18 protein-coding genes are annotated in these 22,183 nt (G+C 61.1%); 9 read left to right on the top strand and 9 right to left on the bottom strand.

Features of this window, described 5'->3' with window-relative positions:
* Entirely contained in the window at positions 1-927 is a 927-nt protein-coding gene (tus, locus tag KOL70_RS04550) for a DNA replication terminus site-binding protein (protein ID WP_215480264.1), read from the bottom strand.
* Between the two features lie 210 nt (positions 928-1,137).
* Between tus and KOL70_RS04555 the strand changes: the two genes are divergently transcribed.
* A complete protein-coding gene (locus tag KOL70_RS04555) occupies positions 1,138-2,325 on the top strand; it encodes an MFS transporter (RefSeq protein WP_215480265.1) in 1,188 nt (395 codons plus the stop codon).
* 45 nt (positions 2,326-2,370) lie between these two features.
* Here KOL70_RS04555 and KOL70_RS04560 read toward each other — a convergent pair whose 3' ends face one another.
* A complete protein-coding gene (locus KOL70_RS04560) occupies positions 2,371-2,583 on the bottom strand; it encodes a hypothetical protein (RefSeq protein WP_088515833.1) in 213 nt (70 codons plus the stop codon).
* Positions 2,584-3,104: 521 nt separating this feature from the next.
* On the opposite strand from KOL70_RS04560, the gene KOL70_RS04565 reads away from it, so the two are divergent.
* Positions 3,105-3,590: an Rrf2 family transcriptional regulator gene (locus tag KOL70_RS04565; protein ID WP_031279147.1), complete on the top strand. Its 486-nt coding sequence runs from the start codon at positions 3,105-3,107 to the stop codon at positions 3,588-3,590.
* Positions 3,591-3,782: 192 nt separating this feature from the next.
* On the opposite strand, the gene oqxB is transcribed toward KOL70_RS04565, so the two are convergent.
* Together oqxB and KOL70_RS04575 are read right to left on the bottom strand one after the other, a co-directional pair.
* Positions 3,783-6,938 carry a multidrug efflux RND transporter permease subunit OqxB gene (gene oqxB, locus KOL70_RS04570; RefSeq protein ID WP_215480266.1) on the bottom strand — a complete coding sequence of 1,052 codons (3,156 nt, stop codon included), beginning with the start codon at positions 6,936-6,938 and terminating at the stop codon, positions 3,783-3,785.
* An 18-nt stretch (positions 6,939-6,956) separates the two neighbouring features.
* On the bottom strand, positions 6,957-8,111 hold the full coding sequence (locus KOL70_RS04575; protein ID WP_031279145.1) for an efflux RND transporter periplasmic adaptor subunit: 1,155 nt from the start codon (positions 8,109-8,111) through the stop codon (positions 6,957-6,959).
* A 292-nt stretch (positions 8,112-8,403) separates the two neighbouring features.
* Here KOL70_RS04575 and KOL70_RS04580 point away from each other — a divergent pair, with 292 nt between their 5' ends.
* The 3 genes from KOL70_RS04580 to KOL70_RS04590 all read left to right on the top strand — a co-directional run bounded on the left by KOL70_RS04580 (position 8,404) and on the right by KOL70_RS04590 (position 9,548).
* Complete coding sequence (locus tag KOL70_RS04580) at positions 8,404-8,754, top strand: helix-turn-helix domain-containing protein (protein WP_021506154.1); 351 nt, start codon at positions 8,404-8,406, stop codon at positions 8,752-8,754.
* An 87-nt stretch (positions 8,755-8,841) separates the two neighbouring features.
* Positions 8,842-9,276 (top strand): ribonuclease domain-containing protein, encoded by a 435-nt coding sequence (locus KOL70_RS04585; RefSeq protein WP_215480267.1) that lies wholly within the window; start codon positions 8,842-8,844, stop codon positions 9,274-9,276.
* A gap of 2 nt (positions 9,277-9,278) precedes the next feature.
* On the top strand, positions 9,279-9,548 hold the full coding sequence (locus KOL70_RS04590; RefSeq protein WP_215480268.1) for a barstar family protein: 270 nt from the start codon (positions 9,279-9,281) through the stop codon (positions 9,546-9,548).
* On the opposite strand, the gene KOL70_RS04595 is transcribed toward KOL70_RS04590, so the two are convergent.
* From KOL70_RS04595 to KOL70_RS04610, 4 genes are all read right to left on the bottom strand, one after another.
* Entirely contained in the window at positions 9,549-11,921 is a 2,373-nt protein-coding gene (locus KOL70_RS04595; protein ID WP_215480269.1) for a virulence factor SrfC family protein, read from the bottom strand.
* Positions 11,918-14,890, bottom strand: coding sequence for a virulence factor SrfB (locus KOL70_RS04600; protein WP_125309626.1), 2,973 nt, complete (start codon positions 14,888-14,890; stop codon positions 11,918-11,920). The genes KOL70_RS04595 and KOL70_RS04600 overlap by 4 nt, the downstream gene beginning before the upstream one ends.
* Positions 14,891-14,892: 2 nt before the next feature.
* Entirely contained in the window at positions 14,893-16,209 is a 1,317-nt protein-coding gene (locus tag KOL70_RS04605; RefSeq protein ID WP_215480270.1) for an SrfA family protein, read from the bottom strand.
* A 153-nt stretch (positions 16,210-16,362) separates the two neighbouring features.
* On the bottom strand, positions 16,363-17,541 hold the full coding sequence (locus KOL70_RS04610; protein WP_166718914.1) for a benzoate/H(+) symporter BenE family transporter: 1,179 nt from the start codon (positions 17,539-17,541) through the stop codon (positions 16,363-16,365).
* A gap of 97 nt (positions 17,542-17,638) precedes the next feature.
* On the opposite strand from KOL70_RS04610, the gene KOL70_RS04615 reads away from it, so the two are divergent.
* The 4 genes from KOL70_RS04615 (at position 17,639) to KOL70_RS04630 (ending at position 20,002) form a co-directional block, all read left to right on the top strand.
* Positions 17,639-18,184: a helix-turn-helix domain-containing protein gene (locus KOL70_RS04615; protein ID WP_125309620.1), complete on the top strand. Its 546-nt coding sequence runs from the start codon at positions 17,639-17,641 to the stop codon at positions 18,182-18,184.
* Between the two features lie 97 nt (positions 18,185-18,281).
* On the top strand, positions 18,282-18,707 hold the full coding sequence (locus KOL70_RS04620) for a MarR family winged helix-turn-helix transcriptional regulator (RefSeq protein WP_021506146.1): 426 nt from the start codon (positions 18,282-18,284) through the stop codon (positions 18,705-18,707).
* Between the two features lie 16 nt (positions 18,708-18,723).
* Positions 18,724-19,278, top strand: coding sequence for an isochorismatase family protein (locus tag KOL70_RS04625; protein WP_125309618.1), 555 nt, complete (start codon positions 18,724-18,726; stop codon positions 19,276-19,278).
* A gap of 244 nt (positions 19,279-19,522) precedes the next feature.
* Complete coding sequence (locus tag KOL70_RS04630) at positions 19,523-20,002, top strand: DM13 domain-containing protein (protein WP_215480271.1); 480 nt, start codon at positions 19,523-19,525, stop codon at positions 20,000-20,002.
* Between the two features lie 35 nt (positions 20,003-20,037).
* Here KOL70_RS04630 and pqqU read toward each other — a convergent pair whose 3' ends face one another.
* Positions 20,038-22,161: a TonB-dependent receptor PqqU gene (pqqU, locus tag KOL70_RS04635; RefSeq protein WP_215480272.1), complete on the bottom strand. Its 2,124-nt coding sequence runs from the start codon at positions 22,159-22,161 to the stop codon at positions 20,038-20,040.
* Positions 22,162-22,183 lie beyond the last annotated feature (22 nt).

The following is a 22,183-nucleotide window of genomic DNA, read 5'->3' on the forward strand; positions in this document are numbered from 1 at the left end:
TTACAGACGGTCACTCCATAAATGCAGCCGCGGGATGATCAAATGCAGCGGCTGCGCCAGCGGCTTGTAGCGGTGCGAGATGTTTTCAGCATCGTAATCCAGCAGTTCACCCAGCGTCGGCACCTGCGTACGATCGCGGCACAGCACCAGCAGCGGCGAAGGGCAGGCCAGCTGCAGCTGTTTTTTCTCGCTGGCGCGCCACAGCCGCGCGATAGGTTGCACTTTGACCGGCCGCTTGATCTTCAGCTGCGCGCCGTCCGGCAATGACCGCACCCGCTCCAGCTCCTGCTGCACTTTCTCAGCCCACTGTTCGCGCGTCCACGGCGCCTGCGCGCGGTTCGCCTTCAGGCTGCGCTCCAGCTGCTCGACGATGGCCTCGCGCGTCACCTTCTTGATGATGTTTTTATTCGCCCAGCCAAAACGCAGTGTATCCGGCGCCTGCAGTAGCGTGACGCTGCGGTAGGCGTTGAGGGTGATCAGGCCACGCAGATGCTGGTGCACAAACTCAAAACGCGCCTCGCTCGGCAGGCCGGAGTCGACGGTGATCAATTGCTCCAGCCGCTGTTTAAGGGTGTTGATGGTCGTGACCTGCTGCTCCAGTCGCTGGCTGGCTGCCTCATCCGCCTCAATGCAGAGGGCGCCAGGCAGACGCACCGCCGCTTTGGTGCTGAGTTTTTCTGACTGATGCTGCATAAACAGGCGACAGTAGTGGGCGAGGGCCAGTTCGCGCGCGCGTTTACCGAGGTGCTGGGTCACCGCGATGCGGTTGATTTCATCATGCTCTTTGCCTTTCTCGATCTCCGGCAGGCTAAACACGCGCGCCAGCAACAGCGGCTGCTGTTCAACCGACGCCCGCAGCGCAGTGAGTTCGCGCTCCAGCGTGTTCACGCATTCGTGTAAATCAGCCACCAAATCATAGCGAGCCATCGCGGTTCTCCATAGTTACAACATACCAAAGGGTGGCACTGAATGACGCGGCGAGCAAGCAGGCATACTAGTTACAACATACTATAATAAGGTTTATCCATCCAGTCGCTGAAACCCCGGCGTGGAATTCGGCTCAACAGGGCGCGCGGGCATTTTTCCTGCCGGATGAACATGTTATAACCGTGATTTACCTGTTAACGGATATTAGCTGTGGAGTATCAGCCAAAACCGGGCGCGCCCGCTATCGTCACGCTCGGCGCCGTGCAGATCCTGTCATGGGGCGGATCGTTTTATCTGATGGCCGTGATGGCTAACCCGATCATCGCGGAAACCGGCTGGTCGCAGCAGTGGGTATATGGCGCACTTTCGCTCGGCATTCTGATCTCCGGCCTGCTGGCACCGCTGTGCGGCCGGCTGATTGCCCGCGCACAGGGTCGCCGGCTGCTGGCGGCGAGCGGGGCGGTGATGGCGCTCGGGCTGGTGATCATGGCGCTGAGCCACAGTTTGCCGCTGTTTCTGTTTGCCTGGCTGATTATCGGCGCGGGTATGGCGATGGGCCTGTATGACGCGCTGTTCGCCACGCTGGGCACCTTATATGGCGGCCAGGCGCGTGGCGCGATTACCGGTATTACGCTGATTTCAGGATTCTGCACCTCGCTGGTGTGGCCCGGCATCGCGCTGCTGATCCACTGGCTGGAGTGGCGCGGCGCTTGTCTGGCTATTGCCGCGCTGCTGTGTCTGGCGGTGCTGCCGGCTTACCTGTATGCGCTGCCGGCGCCGCGCACGCCATCGATGCCAAAAACCAGGCAACAGCATACCGCACAGAATTCGCTGGCCCCCACGCTGTTCTGGCTGCTGTGCAGCATCTTTACCCTCGCGTCGGTGATCATGACGGCGATATCGGTGCAGCTGATTACCCTGCTGCAGGCGAGCGGGCATTCGCTGAGCGCCGCGCTGGCGATCAGCACGCTGCTGGGGCCGTGCCAGGTGGCGTCGCGCATTGTCGATATGGCGTTTAAGCGCGGCCATCCCATCTGGACTACTTTCTTCTCAGTCGGGCTGGTGGCGCTGGGATTACTGCTGCTGGCCTGTTATCCCGCGTGGGCGCTGGTGAGTATGGTGCTGTACGGTGCAGGAAATGGCTTGCGGGCTATCGTGCGCGGTACGCTGCCGCTGGCGATGGTAAAACCGGAAGAGTACGCCATTGTGGTTGGCCGCATGGCGCGACCGGCGCTGATTGGTCAGGCGCTCACACCGCTGATTGGCGGCTATATTTTCCAGCATTCCGGCGCGCAGGCTACGCTGTGGCTGTTATGTGCGCTGGCGCTGATCAACGTGCTTTTGGTGGTGGTGCTGAAGCGGAAATTGCCGGCAGGCGCTCCGGAATCCGCAGGTTGAAATCGCCACTGACGGCTAACGGTCAGAGATGGCCGCTGCTGCGCTTTAGTGGCGATCCGTCAGATATTGCAGCAGGCAACACAACGCGCTTAACAGCAGAGTGCAGCCAGCCGAGACAACGAAAGGCAGCGGTGCCATCCGTACGCATTGCCATAAGGTTGGCGCATTCAGGCAGCTGGTTGCCGCCGTGATGATGCCCACCGTCAGCGGGAGAACGGTCAGCAATAATGCGCCGACGACCGGGGATAATACAGACATTATTTCGCGCCTCGAAAATAGTAACGGCGCGCATTTTGTGCAAAAAATAGCAAGGGAATCATGACCCGGATCAATATTATTCCTTTCAGAAGCCGGTTTATCGACCCTGACGCAGACCCCTTCGCCGGGGTGTTTTTGTTTCTTACACAGAAACAATGGCTTGTCTGAAGGTCGGTTGCGCACACGGCGCGACACCCGTGCAGAAATAATCGTCCCTTTGTCACAACATCCTTTGCCAGCCCGCAGCTACAGCGGTGGGGGCAAAAAAGTGACACATCGCGCATATTGTTGCGCAAGGCTCAGAGTGCTAAAGCGCTCAGTGGCATGCCCTGTTGGAATATTTTTATCTAAATTCAATAGTTTAAGTAGATATTAAGGCGGGTAATAGCGCAGGTTAGTCACGGGCGGAAAGCATTTTCGGTATTCTAAAAAGCAACAGTGTTTGTTATATTTATTGCTCATTGATTATTCACTGCCGCGGTATGAAAACAAGAAGATAGGCCGCAACTCAGGAAACAGAAATGCTAGATTACCGCTTCCCGACAGCTTTGCAGATGGTTTTGAGCGTAGCGATGGCGGAGCAATTGGGTAAACGCTCGACCAGTGCCATTCTGGCGTACGGTCTTGAAGCGAACCCCAGTTTCATTCGGAAACTCATGGTTCCGTTAACGCGCGATGGCATCATTGTCTCGACGCTTGGCCGTACCGGCTCGATCCATCTGGGTCGTCCGGCCGCTGAGATCACGCTGCGCGATATCTACACCTCAGTGATTGAAGACAAAAAACTGTGGGCGTCGCGCCCCGATGTCGCACCGCGCTGCCTGGTCAGCGCCAACCTGTGCTGGTACTTCAAATCGATCGCGGAGCAAGCGGAAGAGGCGTCGCTTAAAGTGCTGGAAACCCGCACCGTCGCCGATGCCCTTAACGAGCTGAAAAAGCACGATACCAGCAACTGCGAACCGCTGCCTGACCTCGAAATCGCCGAACTCTGCAAAAAAGACCGCTAACCTCCCGTGCGCATCGCTGATGCGCACCTTTCCATTCCGCTTCTGCATGCGCAATCTACCCCTGTAAATCCTGTGAAATCACGCTGCTGTGCTCTGGCGCAGAGGCGCGCTGTTGCTGTGTAACATCGTCATGCTGCGCCAGGCAAAAAAAATCCGGGCACGGTGGCCCGGATGGGTTTTACTCCTTAGCGTTTACACCGTCTGCGTTTCCACCGCTGGCTGCTGTTTGCGCGTCACCAGCTTACGCAGCGTCACGTAGAACACTGGCGTCAGGAACAGGCCAAACAGCGTAACCCCCAGCATGCCCGAGAACACGGTGATGCCGGTGACGCCACGCACTTCGGCGCCCGCACCTTCGCCCAGAATCAGCGGCACGGTGCCGGCGATAAAGGCGATGGAGGTCATGACGATGGGGCGCAGACGCAGGCGACAGGCTTCCAGCGCTGACTCCACAATCCCTTTGCCCTGCATCTCCAGTTCGCGGGCGAACTCGACGATCAGGATGGCGTTCTTACATGCCAGCCCCATCAGCACCACCAGACCGACCTGGACAAACACGTTGTTATCGCCGCCGGTCAGCCACACGCCGACCAGTGCGGAGAGCATCGTCACCGGTACGATCAGGATCACCGCCAGCGGCAGCGTCCAGCTCTCATACAGCGCCGCCAGTACCAGGAACGCCAGCAGCACCGCCACCGGGAACACGATAAACGCGGTGTTGCCCTGGGTTGCCTGCTGATAACTCAGATCGGTCCATTCGATATTCATGCCGTTCGGCAGCACCTGGCTGGACATCGCCTCGAGTTTCTCCATCGCCTGCGCAGAAGAGAGCACGCGCGGATCGGCATCGCCAATCAGGTCGGCCGCCGGATAGCCGTTATAGCGAATCACCGGGTCCGGACCGTAGGTGGTGGTGATGTTCACCATGCTGCCAATCGGCACCATCTCACCGCGATCGTTACGGGTGCGCAGGTTTGCGATATCCTGCACGCTGTCGCGGAAATCCCCGTCGGCCTGCGCCATCACGCGCCAGGTACGACCAAACTTATTGAAGTCGTTGACGTAAGAGGAACCCAGATACACCTGCAGCGTCGTGAACAGATCGGTCAGCGATACCCCCTGTGCTTTGGCTTTGTCGCGATCGACCTGCACATCCAGCTGCGGCACGTTGGCCTGATAGGAGGAGATCGGGAACATCATGCCAGGCGTCTGCATCACCGCACCGGACAGGGTATTAATCGCGGTTTGCAGCGCACCATAGCCCAGGCCCGCACGGTCCTGCACATACAGCGAATAGCCCGATCCCTGGCCCAGACCGAGGATCGGCGGTGGCATGATGGAGAAACCGAAGCCCTGCTGGATTTTGGAAATTTTCGCGTTGATCTCAGCATTAATTTCCGCCGCAGTGCGGCTGCGCTCGCTGAACGGCTTCAGACCGAAGAACACCGTGCCGGTATTCGGCGTATTGGTGAACTGCAGCGCATTCAGGCCGGGGAAGGCGACGGAGTAGGCCACGCCTTCGGTGTTCATGCCGATTTCGCTCATCTTGCGAATCACTTCATCGGTACGCGCCAGCGATGAGCCTTCCGGCATCTTCACGCCACCAATCAGGTACAGCTTATCCTGCGTCGGAATAAAGCCGCCTGGCACGGTGTGGAACATGAAGCCGGCACCGGCCAGCAGCAGCACGTACACGCCAAACACAGCGCCGCGCCGGCGCAGGGTTTTGCCGACCATCGATTCATAGCCGTCCGAGCTGCGCTGGAAGAAGCGGTTAAACGGCCGGAACACCCAGCCCAGCAGGCGATCGATCAGGCGCGTCGGCAGGTCCTTCGGCGCACCGTGCGCCTTCAGCAGTTTCGCCGCCAGCGCCGGAGAGAGCGTCAGCGAGTTAATCGCCGAAATCACCGTCGAAATGGCAATGGTCACGGCAAACTGTTTATAGAACTGACCGGTTACGCCCGAGAGGAAGGCCATCGGCACAAATACTGCACACAGCACCAGCGCGATGGCGATAATCGGCCCGGAGACCTCGCGCATCGCCTGGTGAGCTGCCGCCACCGGTGTTAAGCCCTGCTCAATGTTACGCTCGACGTTCTCCACCACCACGATGGCGTCATCGACCACGATACCAATTGCCAGCACCAGCCCGAACAGGCTCAGGGTATTGAGCGAAAAGCCCAGCAGATAGAGCACGCTGAAGGTACCGACCACCGACACCGGCACGGCCAGCAGCGGGATGATCGAGGCGCGCCACGTCTGCAGGAACAGAATCACCACCAGCACCACCAGCACGATGGCTTCGAACAGCGTCTGAACCACGGCGCGGATTGAGTCACGCACAAACACCGTTGGGTCGTACGGCGCGGCCCACTGCACGTCATCCGGGAAGCGCGTTGCCAGCTCGGCCATTTTGGCGCGTACCGCATTCGACAGGTCGATGGCGTTTGCGCCCGGCGACTGGAAGATACCGATACCAACCGCATCCTTGTTGTTCAGCTGCGAACGCAGGGCATAACTGCCGGAGCCCATCTCGATGCGCGCCACGTCACGCAGGCGCACCAGCGTGCCGTCATCGGCGGTTTTCAGGATGATGTTGCCAAACTGCGCCTCATCTTCCAGCCGCCCCTGGGTGTTGATCGACAGCAGGAAATCGCTCTCTTTCTTCGTCGGCTCTGCGCCCAGCTGCCCGGCAGAAACCTGCACGTTCTGCTCCTGCATGGCGCTGACCACGTCGCCGGCGGTCATGCCGCGCGCCGCCACTTTATTCGGGTCGAGCCAGACGCGCATCGCGTAGTCACCGGCACCGAAGATCTGAATCTGGCCGACGCCCGGCAGGCGCGCCAGCTCATCTTTCACCTTCAGCGTGGCGTAGTTACGCAGATAGAGCGAATCGTACTTGCCGTGGGGCGAGAACAGATGCACCACCAGCGTCAGGGTAGGTGACTGCTTCTGGGTGGTCAGGCCGAGCTGACGCACCTCTTCTGGCAGACGCGCTTCAGCCTGCGCCACGCGGTTTTGCACCTGGACCTGCGCCTGGTCGGGATCGGTCCCCGGGCGGAAGGTCGCGGTGGTAACCAGCACGCCATCTGAGCCGGCCACCGACTTCATGTACATCATGTTTTCCACCCCGTTGATCGCTTCTTCCAGCGGCGTTGCCACCGAATCAGCAATCACTTTGGGGTTGGCACCGGGATATTCTGCGCGCACCTGCACGCTGGGTGGTACCACGTTGGGGTATTCACTGATCGGCAACAGCGGAATGGCGATCAGTCCGGTGGTAAATATCAAAATCGACAGTACCGCGGCGAAAATCGGTCGGTCGATAAAAAAGCGGGAGAAATCCATAACGGGCAGTCTCGATTATTATTGAGCGGAGCGCATGGCCACCGGCTGCGCTTTTACCGGCATACCGGGCATGAACACTTTCTGCAGACCGTTGACAATTACCTTGTCGCCTGGCTTCAGACCCTGCTGCACAATACGCAGGCCGTTAGCCAGATCGCCCAGCTGAACATCGCGGCGTTCGGCTTTGCCCTGCGCATCAACCACGTAAACGTATTTACGATCCTGGTCGGTCAGTACCGCGCGGTCGTCGACCAGCAGCGCGTTAAATTCTGCGCTGCCCGGCAGCCGCACGCGGGCAAACAGGCCTGGGGTAAACTGACGCTGCTGATTGTCGAGCGTGGCGCGCATGCGAATGGTGCCGGTGCTGGCGGTCAGCTGGTTATCGAGAAAATCGACGGTGCCGCGGTGCGGATAACCCTGTTCGCCGGTCAGCGCAATCTCTACCGGCAGCGAACCGCGGTTCTGGCCCTGACGCGCCATCGCCTGGTACTGCAGATAGATCGCTTCGTCGACGTCAAAGTAGACGTACATGCGGTCCTGTGAAACCAGCGTGGTGAGAACGCTGGCGCTGTCGCCGGCGGTCACCAGGTTACCGGTGGTGATCATCGCCCGGCTGGCGCGACCATCAATCGGCGCGGTGACGCGGGTAAAGTCGAGGTTCAGCTGCGCCATATCGACTGCCGCCTGGGCGGCCAGCACGCTGGCCTGCGCCTGACTGGCGGTCGAACGACGCTGTTCCCACTCTTCGCGCGATACCACCTGGGTGCCGATCAGCTTGTCGGTACGGGCCGACTCGCTGCGGGCCAGCGCCGCCTGGCTACGTGCGCTGGCCAGTTCGGCCTGCGCCTGCTCCAGCGTGGCGCGGTAGGTGCGGTCATCAATGGTAAACAGCACCTGACCTTTCTTCACCTCATCGCCTTCGCGATAGTTAACCTGATCGATGTAGCCCGAGACGCGCGGACGCAGCTGCACGCTCTGCACCGCTTCAATGCGGCCATTGAAGCTATCCCACTGGCTGACTTTTTGTTGCACCACCTGCGCGACACTCACTTCGGGCGGAGGCGGCGGCGCGTTTTGCGCCACACCGCGATCACAACCGGCCAGCAGGCTTCCCAGCAACATCACTCCTGACAGGCTTACGGCCCGACGAACCCCATATGTTTGCAGATGCATTGTTGTTATTCCGCGTTGGTGAAAAAGAAAGGAGACGTACGAAAAATCTGCAACTTTTAAGATTGCATTAAAACCACAGGAGTGTAGGCTTGGGCGAACTGCATCTGCAAGAATATCTGATACACTTTATGTGCGGTTTTGATCAATTCGTAACAGGTAGCGAAAGCCCCTACGGCGAGTGCGGCATTTAATGCAATAATAAAACTTGCATTAAGTGCGATAGTCAGTCACCCTTAAAGTGTAATTGCAACTGATACTGATACTATTCGCCATGGCGACGGGAGAGAATGGGATGATGAGCGACGCTTTTATTCACGATCTGATCGACTGGATTGATAACAACATTGAAGCACGTCTGGATCTGGACACCGTAGCGGGGCGCGCCGGCTATTCGAAGTGGCACCTGCAGCGCATGTTCAAAGAGCACACCGGCTATCCGCTAGGTGAGTACATCCGGGCTAAGAAGCTGAAAAAATCGGCCGACCGCCTGACAACCACCAACGAACCGATCCTCAACGTGGCCATTTCGCTGGGCTTCGATTCACAGCAGTCGTTTAACCGCAGCTTCAAGCGCCAGTATGGCGTGGCACCGGGCGCATGGCGTCGTCACGCCGCGCACACCCCGAGCGCGATGCAGCAGTAAACCTCCGCCAGGGCCAGCTATGCTGGCCCGCGTTTTTCCCCGCCTGAAACCTGCTATTATCGGCGTCCTGCCTTTCAGGATGTCACTATGTCGAAAAAACTCTGGATTGGATTACTGTTTGCGCTGGTGGTTTGCTGGATCGGGCTGAAGCCCCATCTGAGCGGTACTGCGCCAGGAAAACAGACGGATATTGCGCAACTGACCGATGCCAATCGCGTGGCGCGCTGGCTGCAGCAGCATCACCGTTTGCCTGATTTTTATCTCACCAAAAGCGCGGCACGTCGTCAGGGCTGGAATCCGGCTCAAGGTAACCTGTGTGAGGTGTTGCCGGGGCGGGCGATTGGCGGCGATCGCTTCAGTAACCGCGAACGGCGGCTGCCGATGCAGGCAGGGCGTCAGTGGTATGAAGCGGACGTCAATTACGACTGCGGCCACCGCGATGCCGATCGTCTGCTTTACTCTTCTGATGGGCTGATCTTTCTCACTACCGATCACTATCGCAGCTTCACGCCGTTACCCTGACTATGCTGACACTCCATTTTGATTTTCGCACGCTGGATACGCGCCAGGCCTTTTATCAGGCGCTGGTCGATCAGAGCGGCTGCGGTGAACGCTTTGGTTACAATCTGGATGCGCTGTGGGACTGGCTGACCGGCGGTATGGCGCTGCCGGCAACGCTGCATCTGGAGCATGTCGCCGAGGTCAGCACCAGCGCGGAGTTTGCCCCGGTGCTGGCGCTGCTGGAAGAGGCGGCGCAGCAGCTGGCGGGCGAGCTGCGCCTGATTACTCACTGACTACGCGTGCAGCGGCAGCAGCATAATCGCCAGCGTCTGGCGTGCGCTGGCCGGCAAATCGCCGCCGCCGGTGTAGCCGTTATTTTCGACGATCAGCGAATTTAACCCCACCAGCCAGTCATAAATGTAATAGGCGGTGTGGTTAGCCGGCGCGGCAGACAGCCGCGTAAGACGCTGGCCTGACGAAAAGCTGACGCTGGGCGCCGGCGGGCGGGCGAAAATCGGGCTGCCGCGATTGACGCGACTCTGCGGCCGTTCACGTTCATCCCGCTGCAGGAAGCCGAGCCAGGCGACAAAGTCACCCAGCACCGTCATGGCACGCGACACCTGGCGATCGGTGCGCGCTTCATGGGCACTGGCCTGCGTCTCTGTTTCGTTCAGCGCGCTTTGCAGTTTGCTCAGCACCTGCAGACGGAAGCTGGCGGTGATGAGCTCCTCCACCAGCAGTTCCAGCGTCGGCTTATCAACGTTGAGCAGCGCCAGCAGGCTCTGGCTCTCCGGCAGCTGACGCAGGTGCGCCAGCCACAGCGCGAACACCTGCTGAGGAAACTGCTGATCGCGCTGGCCGCTGCTGCTGCGCGGTTCGGCGGTGGTTACCGGCTCATCGTTAAACAGGTCAAACTCAAAACCAATACCAAAATAGCTCTGCTCTGCCGCGGCTGGCTGGCCGCCGGTGGACGGCGTGCTGCCGTGGCTCTGACTTAGCCACAGCTGGCGCACCGCTTCGCGCGACGGCTGCAGACGCTCAAGCAGCTCGCCGTGCAGGCCGGTGCGATGCTGTAAACACTTCAGCAGCGTATCGGCGATGGCCTGTTTCCGCGCGGCCTGTTCCGGCGTGGCGCTGGCTTCGGTCCACGGCTGCAGACGCTCCACCAGTTTCTGCTGCAGCGTGCTGAGCTGCAGCGCCAGCCGGTCGCGCCGTGCCTCCGGCTGCATCTCATCCTGCAGCCAGCTGCTCATGCGGTCGACACCGGCGCGATCGCGCGCCAGCATGGAGCCCCAGCTTTGGCCAGGCTGACCAATCTGCCGCTGTACCGCTTCATCGACGTTGATTTGCGACTGCTGATAGCGCGCATCGTGCGGCGTAATCGCCCAAATCAGGCGCGGCTTATCCGCGCTGGCCGTCGCGCTCTGCTGCAGTTGCCACTCGCGCAGCGTGCTGGCGGCGAGATCCGCATCCTGACGCTGGCTGGCGGCGGTACAAATCAGCATTAAATCGATCCCCTGACGGGCGGCATAGAAGCCCGGCAGCAGGGCACGTTTCTGTTCCAGCAGACTGGCGCGCAGCGCATCACGCGCCTGCAACCTTGCGCGCTCGTCCTGCTGATCGCGATCGGCGGGCGTGCCCGGCGCGGGCAGCTCCAGCATATCGGCTTCGTCATACAGCGCCTGACGCGGCGTCGAACTGAGCGGCAGGGTGATTTCCAGCGTCAGCAGCGCCAGCCAGCCGAGCGGCACCGACTGCGGTTTGCCCACGCGGTTGGCGACAACCGGACACACTTCAATCAATTCGTTCAGGTCGGCGTCATGGCCGATGAGCTTTTCAGCGGGCAGTGAGGCGTCATCCACCAGCAGGCTGAGCGGTGCCAGCACGCGCGGCGCGTGCCGCAGCTGATGGCGCAGATGCAGCAGGCTGCGCAGGGTTTCATTCAGCGCCGGACGCTGCGGCCACAGCAGCGCAAACAGCTGCACGCGGTCGTCCACGTTGAGCCACGGTGCCAGCTCAATCGCCTGCGGCCAGAAATGACGGTCCAGCACCTCGGCGTGATCGGGCTGGCGGCGATGCCACGCCCACAGCGTCACCAGCGCGTCGCTGTCGAGGCCGGGCTGCATCTCGCTCTGGCGATGGCGCTGCAGGCGCTGCAGCGCGGCATCAATCGCCGCGCTGTCCGGCTGGGTTTCCGCGCTGGCACAGGCCAGCATCAGACGAATCAGCTCGGCTTCGCTCAGCAGCGTCATCTCCAGCGGCCACGCACCAGACTGCGCTTCACGCTGATGGCTGAAACGGGTGGAGATGGCGAAATCGAGATTGCCGGGATTAATGTGCTGAAAATAGTTCAGGGTTTTGTCGCCGAGACGGGCGATCAGCTGGCCCTGCGCGTCGCCGACCATTTCACTCAGCAGCCAGGCTTTACCCGCCTGCGACTGACCAAACAGCGCCAGGGTGACCGGCCGCGCCAGCTGTCGTGCCAGCGCGTGGCTTTCAACGCGGGCGCGACGCAGCTGGAGCCGCAGCGTATCGGCTTCCAGCGCCAGACGCGGCGAGTGCGCCTGGTGGCTCTCCACCCAGTTCAGCGCGCCGTCAACCGTCTCCTGCAGCAGGCCCAGGCGTTTAGCAGGCGTCGCCGGCGTGGCTTTTTTGGCAGTTCTCATCGTTTACACACGCTCCCGCTGTCGATCCAGTATTGCGCATTGGCGTTGCCGGTGGCCGACAGCGTATTCAGTTTCAGACTCAGTTGCTCCAGCGGCACGCGCGTGCCATCGTCCATGCGCGCCTCGCTCAGCACCAGCCGCTCCGGGCCGAGATTATCCGGGCCCGGTTGTACCGCCAGCCTGATGCGCAGCACGCTTTCGCCCGCTACCTGGCGCGCCAGCTGCGGATCGGTAATGCTCAGGCTGTAGAGCGGTGTCGCCGGCCAGCGGTCGTTCTCCAGCTGGCGGAAACCGAGGCAGACGTTACCGCGAATGCGGAAGCTGCTTTTACGGTCCAGCGCGAAGCTGTGGCTGTCGAGATCAATCTCGCTGTAGCACAGATTGTCATCGCTCAGCGTGGCGTTTTCATCCAGCACGCCAAGATAGCGAATGGTCGAGTAGGGTTCAAAATCGCCGGCGCGGAACCAGAAGCTGCTGAGACGCAGATCGAGTGCCAGCAGACACAGCATGGCACCGACCGCCGCGGTGGATTTCGGGTTATCAATGCGTCCCTGTTTGTTGAACGGATACCAGTCGCTGGTGTGATACCCCTCCAGCGACAAAATGCGGCTGCCCGGCAGCGGCTGCAAATGACGCACCAGCGCCTGAATGCCCGGGAAGCGCGACGGGCGACCGGTCAGCAGCAGCACATCGCACTGATAGAGGGAAACCACTTCGCACATGGCGCGCAGCGCCGGGATGATCGCCATCCGGTGCTGCAGGAACTCAGCATGCAACTGCGCCATGCTCACCACCAGCGGCACGTCAAGCAGATCGAAACGGCTATCGCCGCCGAGCGTGCGCTGAATCTCTCCGTTGACAAACGCCAGCACGCTGCTGGCTGGCTTCTGCGGCACCAGCTCGCCAAACAGCGCGTTAATTTCGCTGTGGCTGTCGAGTGGATTCCAGTTTTCATAGCGCTCCAGCACCGCCTGCGCCAGCGGAATAAACAGCTGCAGGGTGACCTGCTGGCGCAGCGTGGCCTGACCGTCCATGCGGCTGTCGTGTCCAAACAGCTTGTTCATCAGCGGTTCCGCCAGCGCCAGGCCGGCTTTTTGCAGACTCTGCTGTAGCGCGGGCAGGATCCACAGCTGAATCACGTCCAGCAGAATGTCATCGCCGGCCACTTTAAACCCTTCCCGGAACAGCAGGCGCGGGGTGATTTTCACGTTGTTGCCCTGACCATCATCCAGACGATACTGGGTGATGGCGAGGTCGGTGGTGCCGCCGCCGATATCAATCGAGGCGATGCGCAGGCTTTTGCCCGGCAGCTCATCCGCTTCGCGCGGGCGATCCGGACGCGCCATGCTACTGAAGAAATCTTCCGCCCGACCGGCAAAGTTCACCTGGGTTTCGTTGAACAGCCACACCATCTGACCGCAGGTGGCTTCATCCCACTCCATCTGCACATCCGGCACCGGCCGCAGGCTGTGCGCCTGGCTGGCGGCGTCAAACGCGGCGTCGGCCGGATGCCAGCCTTCGGCTTTCCACACCAGCGCGATGGCTTCCTGCATGCGGCGACGGAAAATTTCCCGCTCCGGCTTCGGCATGGCTGACGGCAGCGTCAGGATCACATGACGCAGCTGGCGCGGCGCCTGGCTTTGCGGCATACGCTGGCGCTGGGCCACGCTGTTCATCTGCATCATGGCCTGCGCCAGCAGCTCACACAGCATAAAGGTCATCAGCGAGCTGCGGCTGTAGCTGGCAGAAAACACCGGCAGGCGGTCATCTTCCGGCAGGGCATGCAGCGGCTGCCCCTCATCGTTGAGCAATAGGGTAAACGGCAGGGCGGTGGCCTGCGGCTCGTCGCTGCCGCCGCTGGCGTTGAAGCGCCAGCCGGGCTGATAACGCGCTTCGTCCCATAAGTAGCGGCGCGGGCTGGAGAGGCCGGTGCTGCCCTCGGTGCCGGCGCGCTGCAGCGCCAGGCGGCTGGCTTCGCGACCGACGCGGGTCAGCGAGGGCCACATAAACGCGTTTTCGCGGCCGCTCTCCAGCGAGAAGTTGGCTTTGCCAAAGTGCGTTTCGGCAAACTCCAGTCGGCTGTCAAACAGCTCGTTGTAGACCTGGTGCGGCTGCGACAGATCGCGCAGCTGCAGCTCATAGGTCTGGCGCAGGCCGTTGCTCTCTTCGGGGTGATCTTCCACCAGAATGCCGCAGGTGTGCGAGTTGCCGACGTCGAGAATGATATCCACGTTGACCGCCGGCGTTTGCGGTGAGGCCGCCTGAATGGTGATTTCTGCCAGATCGAGCTGTTCGCCCAGCAGTTCCAGCACGTTGAGATAGTGCGCCTGATATTCAAATTCGCGCAGCGCCTGGTTCACTTCCTGCTCGCGGCGTGATTCCAGCGCATACACCTGCTGGCTGAACGTCTCGCGCAGCCAGCCGTCAACCCAGGTGAGATCGAGGAACTCGCCCAGCTCATAGTTGTGCCACGCCAGCGCAAAGCTGACGCCGTTCTGCGCATCGGCTTTGCTCAACCCCAGCTGCTCACCGCCGTCCGCGTCGGCCACCAGGCGCGTATCAAAGGCGAGGGTGATGCGATGGGTATTACCCGCCGCGTCGGGCTGGCTGAGCGGCGCAAGGCGCAGACGCGCCCAGTTATCCGGGCCACCGATAAAACGACGGCCGCTGGAACAGCGCAGCACCGGCAGCGGCAGCCACTGCCCGGCCAGCAGCGTCAGGGAATCGGCCAGCGCGATATCGGTCTCCGGGCGCACTACCTCAGCGGCACCGCCATCCTGCGGATAGAGCAGAAACTTGCCGCTGTTGCCATCAACGTTGAGGCGCAGCAGCGGGCCGTTGGCGGTCTGGCGCACAAACTGCCGCCGCGCCTGTAGCGCGGGCAGGCGCAGACCAAAATCAAGAAACTGCACACCGCTGTCTTCGATCAGCGTGATTTTCTGTTTGTCATCAATCAGGGGAGCCAACATGGTTACTTACTCTCACGCTTAATCGTCAACGGGAACACCTGATCGGCGCCATACTGCGCCGTACAGCTGGCAATGCCATCACCGGCTTTGCACACCAGCTCCGGCATGCGATAGCGTGATTTATCGCTGCAGCTGGCAGTATAGCGGCTGCGCACTACCATGGTGCCGGCGCTGGTCATGGCGGCGGTGACATCGGCTTTACAGCGAATATTGTCGCCCTGGGTAATCACTGCGCTGCCTTTACCGTTGCGGATCTGATAGCGCAGGCTCGGCGGCTTGCCGGTCGGCAGATTGGTCTGACGCAGCGTCACGCGCCAGGTACCATTGATAAATTTCACCGAGCCGAGGCGCGCGTCATCGGCCGTCATCACCAGATCGTCCGCTTTGGCCGGTTCGGTATGTTCCGCTACGACCTCCGGCGGTGCCGGTGGGGCAGCCGGTGCCGGCGCAGGCGTCACCGTCGCACTGCTGTGCGGCAGCGTGGCGGCCAGCGTCTGTGCTTTCGCCAGCATCGCCGGGGCCAGCGCGGGCGCGGCGCTGACCACAGGCGCGGTTTCGGTTTCTGCCGGCTGGACCGGCGCGTTGTGTAACCAGAAGGCCACACCCGCTGCGGCGGCAGCGGCCAGAGGCAGCACCAGCAGCAGCGGGCGCAGTGCGGATTTCTTCCGCGCGGGCGCGTCGGCGACAACGCTCAGCGGTGCGGGTTCGGGCTGTGGTTCGGGTTCCGCCAGCAGTTCCGGCTCGGGCTCCGCCACAACGGGGGCCGCAACCGGTTCAGGCGCGGCAGCCCTTTCTGGCTCCGGCGCGGCCACCACCAGCGGCGGCAGTTCTTCATCAAGGCTGTCGCGCAGGCAGGCCAGCGCATCATCACGCGTGCGCGCCTGCGGGTCGACAAAGCCCCAGAAGGTGATCACCGGCTTGCCATCCACCAGATAGACGTATTGCTGATCGGGAAACTGCAGCGTCTTTGCCAGCAGCGCCCCAAACAGGCGCATCGCCGGATTGTCGGCATCCCGGGCGCGCAGGCTGAGCGCCTGCAAATCCTGCTGATTAAGGGTGAGCTGATCCAGCGCCTGACGCTTTTCGCGATCGCTGGCCGCCAGCCAGGATTTCACTTTGCCGCTGAATGGCGCGTACCAGTCAAGGCGGTCACCGCGCTCGTTGGCCTGCGGGATCGCGAGGCAGTTGGCCAGTGTCGTCTGGCGGCGCAAACGTAACGTTTCGCGAATTTGCAGGGCAGAAGCCCAGACCGGCTGGCCGTTCTCCCCCAGTGCCAGTAACGCGTCGAGATTACCGCTGCGCAGAAAAGTTTTTGCCACTCGTTGGGCCCTTATCGGTGGTTATCTGAAGCCAAACATCGGGTGTGATGGGCGATGGTAGTGATCTTAAGCCAAATGCGCCGCAATCAAACGGGGGAAAAAGGGGGGAAAACAGGGCGTTATTCCCTCCACGGTACGCGGGGTGGTGAAATGTTAACCGTTCCGGCGCGGGCTGAGCAGCAAATGGGTGAGGACGCCCCCGATCAGGCCCCAGAACGCCGAACCGACGCCGAGCAGGGAGATGCCGCTGGCGGTGATCAGAAATGCCACGATGGCGCTGTCGCGCTGCGCCGGTTCCGCCAGCGCGCGCTGCAGGCTGCCCGCCAGCGTGGCCAGCAGTGCCAGACCGGCCAGCGTGGCGATCAGCACCGGCGGCAATGCGCTGAGCATCACGGCGATCAGCGCGCCGGTAAAGCCGGTCAGCAGATAGAACACGCCCGCCAGCGCGGAAGCCACCCAGCGGCGCGCCGGGTCCGGATCGACATCATCGCCCATGCAGATCGCGGCGGTGATCGCCGCAATACACACCGAAAAGCCACCGAACGGCGACAGCAGCAGCGCGATCAGGCCGGTCCAGCCGGTGAGCGCGGAGACCGGCGGCCGGTAGCCATGCGCCTGCAGCGTGGCAATACCGGGCGCATTCTGCGACGCCATGGTCACCAGAAAGTAGGGCAAGCCGACGCCAATCAGCGCGGCAGGATTAAAGTGCGGCATGATAAATTCCGGCACGCTCAGCGTTAGCGCATGAGGCGGAAAGTGGATGGTGCGCTGACCCAGCGCCACCAGTACGCCTGTCACCAGCGCCAGCAGAATGGCATAACGCGGCAGCCAGCGGCGGCCCAGCAGCCATACCAGACACATGCTGCCGCACAGGGCAAAATGATCCTGTAAGCCGCTGAAGGTGCCGATGCCAAATCGCAGCAGAATCCCCGCCAGCATCGCGGCCGCCAGCGACTGGGGAATGTGGTTCATCAGCCGGGCAAACAGGCCGGTCACGCCGCTCAGCACAATCAGCAGATTGGTAGCGACAAACACCCCGACCACTTCATTGAGCGTCAGGCCGTGCACGCTGGTGGCCAGCAGCGCGGCACCTGGCGTCGACCAGGCGGCGAGCACCGGCATCCGCGTCCACAGCGACAGGCCGAGTGACGCCAGTCCCATGCCCACGCCCAGCATCGACAGCCAGCCGCCAATCTGCGCCGGTGAGGCGCCTGCGGCCTGCGCCGCCTGGAAGATCAGCGCCGCGGTGCTGCTGTAGCCGACCAGCACGGCGATCAGGCCGGAAATCAGCATCGGAAATGAAAAAGCCGGACGAACAGTCGCAGTGGTCATGGAATCACATCCTGTTGTGCGTTATAACGCACATTGTGGCACGCACGGTATGGCGTGCACAAGTGGTACACTGCGCGCCCGCTTTTCAGGAGAATTCATGGAAAATCTGCATCAACATCTCAGCCAGGCGCTGAAGCAGCTGCGTCAGGCCAATGGCTGGAGCCTGACGCTGGCGGCGGCGCGCACTGGCGTGAGTAAAGCCATGCTCGGTCAGATTGAGCGCGGCGAGTCAAGTCCAACGATCGCCACGCTATGGAAAATCGCCACCGGCTTTAATGTGCCGTTCTCCTTTTTTGTGCAGAGCGGGGCTCAGCCGTCGGGCGATGTGGCGACCTTCAGCCAGCCCAATGCACAAATGCAGGTGAGGCCGCTGCTGCCGTATGACGCGCGTTTGCGCTTCGATCTGCTGGAAGTGACGCTGGCGGCGGGCGCGCAAAGCGATTCGTCAGCGCACGAAAGCGGAGTGATTGAGCAGGTGGTGGTGCTGGAAGGTGAGCTGTTGCTGGGCATGGCGGGCAGCTGGCGTCGCCTGCAGGCCGGAGAAGCCAGCCAGTTCGCCGCCGATCAGCCGCACAGCTATCGCAATCCGCTGGCCAGCCCGTTGCGCTTTCATAGCCTGATTCACTATTTGCAGCGCAGCTGAGCGGCGGGATGCGCAATTACAAATTGATACGAAGGCAAACTACACAGTTTACCTGCGTATTTATATACTGCGGCCTCATCAGTAAAGGAGAAGGGCGATGAGCGAGCTGATTAGCGCCGCTGCCGCGTTACGCAGCATCAATGGCAAACTGATGCGCCGCCTGCGTGAATCGGCCCCGCCGGGCGATCTTACCTGGCCGCAGGTTTCCGTGCTGGGTTATCTGGTGCGCGACGGCGCGATGACGGTGACCGAGCTGGCCGCGCGCGAAGGGGTGCGCAGCCAGTCGATGAGTGCCACGGTCGCCAGCCTGCAGACGCTGGGCCTGGTACAGGGCGTGGCCGATGCGCAGGATGGCCGCAAAACCCGTTATCAGCCTACCGCTGCCTGCCTGCAGCTCATCGCCAGCAATCGCGCCCAGCGTGACGACTGGCTGCTGCACAGCATCAGCAGCCTGCTCAGTCCGCAGGAGCAGCAAACGCTGCTGGCCGCCATTCCCTTACTGCAACGACTCGCTGACCACTAATTTGAGAGGACTCACCATGGCTGTCACCACGTTAGATGCCCAAACCGCCCTGATTGTCATCGACCTGCAGCACGGCATCGTCCGCCTGCCGGTTACGCCGCGCCATCCGGATGAAGTGATTGCACGCGCCAAGCAGCTGACGCAGGCGTTTCGCGCGAAACAGCTGCCGGTGGTGCTGGTGAACGTGGCTGGCGGCGCGCCGGGCCGCAATCAGCAGCCGCGTCACGATGCTGCTCTGCCGGCAGACTGGGCGGTGCTGGTGCCGGAAATGACACCGCAGCCGGGCGATATCAGCGTAACGAAAAAAACCTGGGGCGCGTTCCACAATACCGATCTGCACCAGCAGCTGCAGCAGCGTGGCGTAACGCAGGTGGTGGTGTGCGGCATTGCCACCAGTATTGGCGTGGAATCCACGGCGCGTCAGGCATACGAGCTGGGGTACAACGTTACGCTGGCGACTGATGCGATGAGCTGCCTGAACGCTGAAACCCACCACAACAGCATTGAGCGCATCTTCCCGCGCCTCGGCGAAACCGGTACCACTGACGAAATCCTCGCGCTGCTGAACTGATCTTTTCCCTCCAGGGCTGGTGCTGCTGGCCCTTATCTTTGCTGCTCGCTGCCGCGGGTTATTCTGCTGCGCCTCGCTTTCCCTGCCGCCGTTGAGAGTTGGTTGTAACAGCGCTGGTTACTGTCACAGTATGCACAGCAACACGATAACCAATATTTAGCCTGACTTTACGTTTTTATTAACACCAGTGAGCAGCAGGATCAGGTAGAGAAATACAGCGCTATTCTGCTGCAGGGAGGTAGGGATGCTAAAAAAATTAAACGTGCTTTATCTCATCGCCAGTCTGTTTTTTTTGGGCACCGGTATTACTTTAGGTCTGGTGCTGTCACCGTTAATTACCGCGGAAGTGAATGCCACGCAAAAGGAGGTTAATATGGTGAAACAGCAAGCACTATATAGCGGTGAGTTTGATCGCCATCAGCCGGGCAGTGATGCGCTTTACTGGGCCAGCGGCAAGGTCTATCTCAATGAAAACGTTATCGCCTTTGAGGGGGAAATTGCCCCCGGGCCACACTATAAAATTTACCTCACCAAAACTCAGGCGTTTGATCAGCATTCATTTCTGCAAATAAAGCATCAGTCGGCGTTAATTGGCGATTTAAATAACTTTGGTGATTTTATTAAATCGCTGCCGGAAGGCATCGATCCGCAGGAATATTGCGCCGTGCAAATCTGGAGTGAGCAATTTTCGAAATTTGTCGGCTCAGCGCGTTATCGCACCTGAATAAGGCACCGACGTGCGCCGGTGCCCGCTTTAGATTACTGGAAAGCGTAGCTCAGCGTCAGGCCGACGCTGTAATTACGCCCCGGTGCGGGTTCGTAATACCGGCCATTGCTCTCATTAACGATGACTGAGCCGATATAGTGGCGATCGAGCAGATTATCCACGCGGCCAAACAGATCCAGCGTCCAGTTCTGCACCAGCCATTTATAGCCGCTGTTCAGTCCCACCACCGTATACGCCGGCGCTTTGACATCATTCTGGTCGTTGGCCGCAATGTCGCTCAGGTAGCGCAGGTCGCCGCCGGCATACCAGCCTTGCTCCGGCGCGTAGGCCAGTCCGGCGTAGGCCATATTGCGCGCAATACCGGGGATGCGCTTGCCGTCACAGCTGTCGCTGCCGCAGGCGTTACTGCGGTAGCGCGCGTCGAGCAGCGTCCACGCGGCTTTCAGGTGCCAGTCATAGCCAAACTGCTGATCGAGCCCAAGTTCCAGGCCTCGGTGGCGCGTCTCACCGGCATTTTTGTAGCTGGTGCGGCCTTCGTAACTGCTGTCTGACACGATCTCGTTTTTGGTATCAGTCTGAAACAGCGCGGCGGTCAGCAGACCGTTGCCGAGGCGTTTTTTGCTGCCGAGCTCCACGGTATTGCTGGTGGCCGGCTGCAGGTTGAGATTGAGCCCGGCCTTATCCGCCGCGCGGTAGGAGAGTTCATTGAGCGTCGGCGTTTCGAAGCCGCGACCGGCGGAAACATAGGCATTCCAGCCATCATCAATCGCGTATTTGAGCGAGGCCGCAGGCAGCCAGCGGTGGTAGCGGCGATTGCCGCTGTCATCCGGATCGCTGGCGGTCACGTAATAGTCGTTAGCATCGAAATTGACCGTGCTGAAGCGCACGCCGGCGTCCAGCGACCAGCGATCGCTCAGCTGCCACGCGGTCTGCAGATAGGGATCGAGGTTCCACATCAGGTTGCGCTCGTTGCGGCGCAGATCACCCCGCACGCCGTAGTCGGTGGCACCATCACTACGGGTAAAGTTCTGATAGCCTTTGCGCTTCTCGCTCATGGTCTCATAGTCGAGGCCGCCGGTCAGGGTCACCGGCAGCGTCAACAGCGTAGCGCGGTGCGTCCAGCGCGTATCAATGCCCTGGTAGTGGCGCGCCAGTGAAATGACACCACCGGGATAGCCGGCTTTCAGCTGGGTCGCCAGCGGGATGGACTGATACTGGGTGGTTTCGCGCTCACCGGCATAGAGCATCACGCTGAGATCGTCGTTGTCGCTCATCTGGCGCTGGTAGTGCAGGCCCGCCTGGGTCTGGTCGACGGTTTTACGCGCGTTGTACAGCGTGACGTTGCTGGCCACCTGGCGCGGATTATCACGCCACTGATCCGGCGTCAGGCCGCCCGGATCCTGCGCCTCAACGTGAACGCTGTTGAACAGCAGCGTCAGGGTGCTGACATCGTCAATGCGCACGCCAAGCCTGGCATTGCCGAGGTTTTTCTGCGCGGCGCTGTGGTCACGATAGCCGTGCGTGGTGAAGCGCGAAGCCGACACCGTATAGTCAACATCGCCGGCATGGCTGCCATCACCGGTGGCACCGCTCGCTTTCACGCTGTTGCGCCAGCTACCGTAGCTGCCGTACCAGCTGCTGGCTTCCAGCGTGGTCGGCTGCTGGCCGCGCTCGGTTTCCACGTTGATGACGCCGCCCGATGCGTTGCCGTACAGCGCGGAGAACGGGCCGCGCAGCACTTCCACGCGTTCGATGGAACCGATATCGATATTCGAGGTTTGCCCCTGGCCATCCGGCATGCTGGCCGGAATGCCGTCGACGTACATTCTGATGCCACGCACGCCGAAGGTGGAACGCGAGCCAAAGCCGCGCACCGAAATCTGCAGGTCCTGCGCATAATTTTGTCTGTTTTGAATTTGCAGACCGGGCACGCTGGTGAGGTTTTCAGACAGGTTAACGCGCGGTGCGGCGTGGCGCATATCGTCGCCGCTGACAACGCTGACCGCCGCCGGGGTATCCAGCTCGGAGAGCCCACTGGCCGCGGGCGCGGCGCTTACCACCAGGGTATTGCTGGCATTGTCCGCCGCCAATAGCGGCAGCGGCAGGAGTGCAGGCAGCATCAGCAACGGCGCCTGTCGCAAAAGAGCAATTTTCATTTTAATAACCGTAAAAGACGTG

The organism is Pantoea sp. B270 (assembly GCF_018726825.1).
GTDB classification, from domain to species: domain Bacteria; phylum Pseudomonadota; class Gammaproteobacteria; order Enterobacterales; family Enterobacteriaceae; genus Pantoea; species Pantoea dispersa.

Excerpts from the sequence above, each read along its gene's own strand:
- KOL70_RS04575 (WP_031279145.1), bottom strand. The coding sequence starts at position 8,111 with ATGCATCTGCAAACATATGGGGTTCGTCGGGCCGTAAGCCTGTCAGGA.
- KOL70_RS04610 (WP_166718914.1), bottom strand. The coding sequence starts at position 17,541 with ATGACCACTGCGACTGTTCGTCCGGCTTTTTCATTTCCGATGCTGATT.
- oqxB (WP_215480266.1), bottom strand. The coding sequence starts at position 6,938 with ATGGATTTCTCCCGCTTTTTTATCGACCGACCGATTTTCGCCGCGGTA.
- KOL70_RS04560 (WP_088515833.1), bottom strand. The coding sequence starts at position 2,583 with ATGTCTGTATTATCCCCGGTCGTCGGCGCATTATTGCTGACCGTTCTC.
- KOL70_RS04615 (WP_125309620.1), top strand. The coding sequence starts at position 17,639 with ATGGAAAATCTGCATCAACATCTCAGCCAGGCGCTGAAGCAGCTGCGT.
- KOL70_RS04580 (WP_021506154.1), top strand. The coding sequence starts at position 8,404 with ATGATGAGCGACGCTTTTATTCACGATCTGATCGACTGGATTGATAAC.
- pqqU (WP_215480272.1), bottom strand. The coding sequence starts at position 22,161 with ATGAAAATTGCTCTTTTGCGACAGGCGCCGTTGCTGATGCTGCCTGCA.
- KOL70_RS04620 (WP_021506146.1), top strand. The coding sequence starts at position 18,282 with ATGAGCGAGCTGATTAGCGCCGCTGCCGCGTTACGCAGCATCAATGGC.
- KOL70_RS04600 (WP_125309626.1), bottom strand. The coding sequence starts at position 14,890 with ATGTTGGCTCCCCTGATTGATGACAAACAGAAAATCACGCTGATCGAA.
- tus (WP_215480264.1), bottom strand. The coding sequence starts at position 927 with ATGGCTCGCTATGATTTGGTGGCTGATTTACACGAATGCGTGAACACG.
- KOL70_RS04590 (WP_215480268.1), top strand. The coding sequence starts at position 9,279 with ATGCTGACACTCCATTTTGATTTTCGCACGCTGGATACGCGCCAGGCC.
- KOL70_RS04595 (WP_215480269.1), bottom strand. The coding sequence starts at position 11,921 with ATGAGAACTGCCAAAAAAGCCACGCCGGCGACGCCTGCTAAACGCCTG.
- KOL70_RS04630 (WP_215480271.1), top strand. The coding sequence starts at position 19,523 with ATGCTAAAAAAATTAAACGTGCTTTATCTCATCGCCAGTCTGTTTTTT.
- KOL70_RS04565 (WP_031279147.1), top strand. The coding sequence starts at position 3,105 with ATGCTAGATTACCGCTTCCCGACAGCTTTGCAGATGGTTTTGAGCGTA.
- KOL70_RS04585 (WP_215480267.1), top strand. The coding sequence starts at position 8,842 with ATGTCGAAAAAACTCTGGATTGGATTACTGTTTGCGCTGGTGGTTTGC.
- KOL70_RS04625 (WP_125309618.1), top strand. The coding sequence starts at position 18,724 with ATGGCTGTCACCACGTTAGATGCCCAAACCGCCCTGATTGTCATCGAC.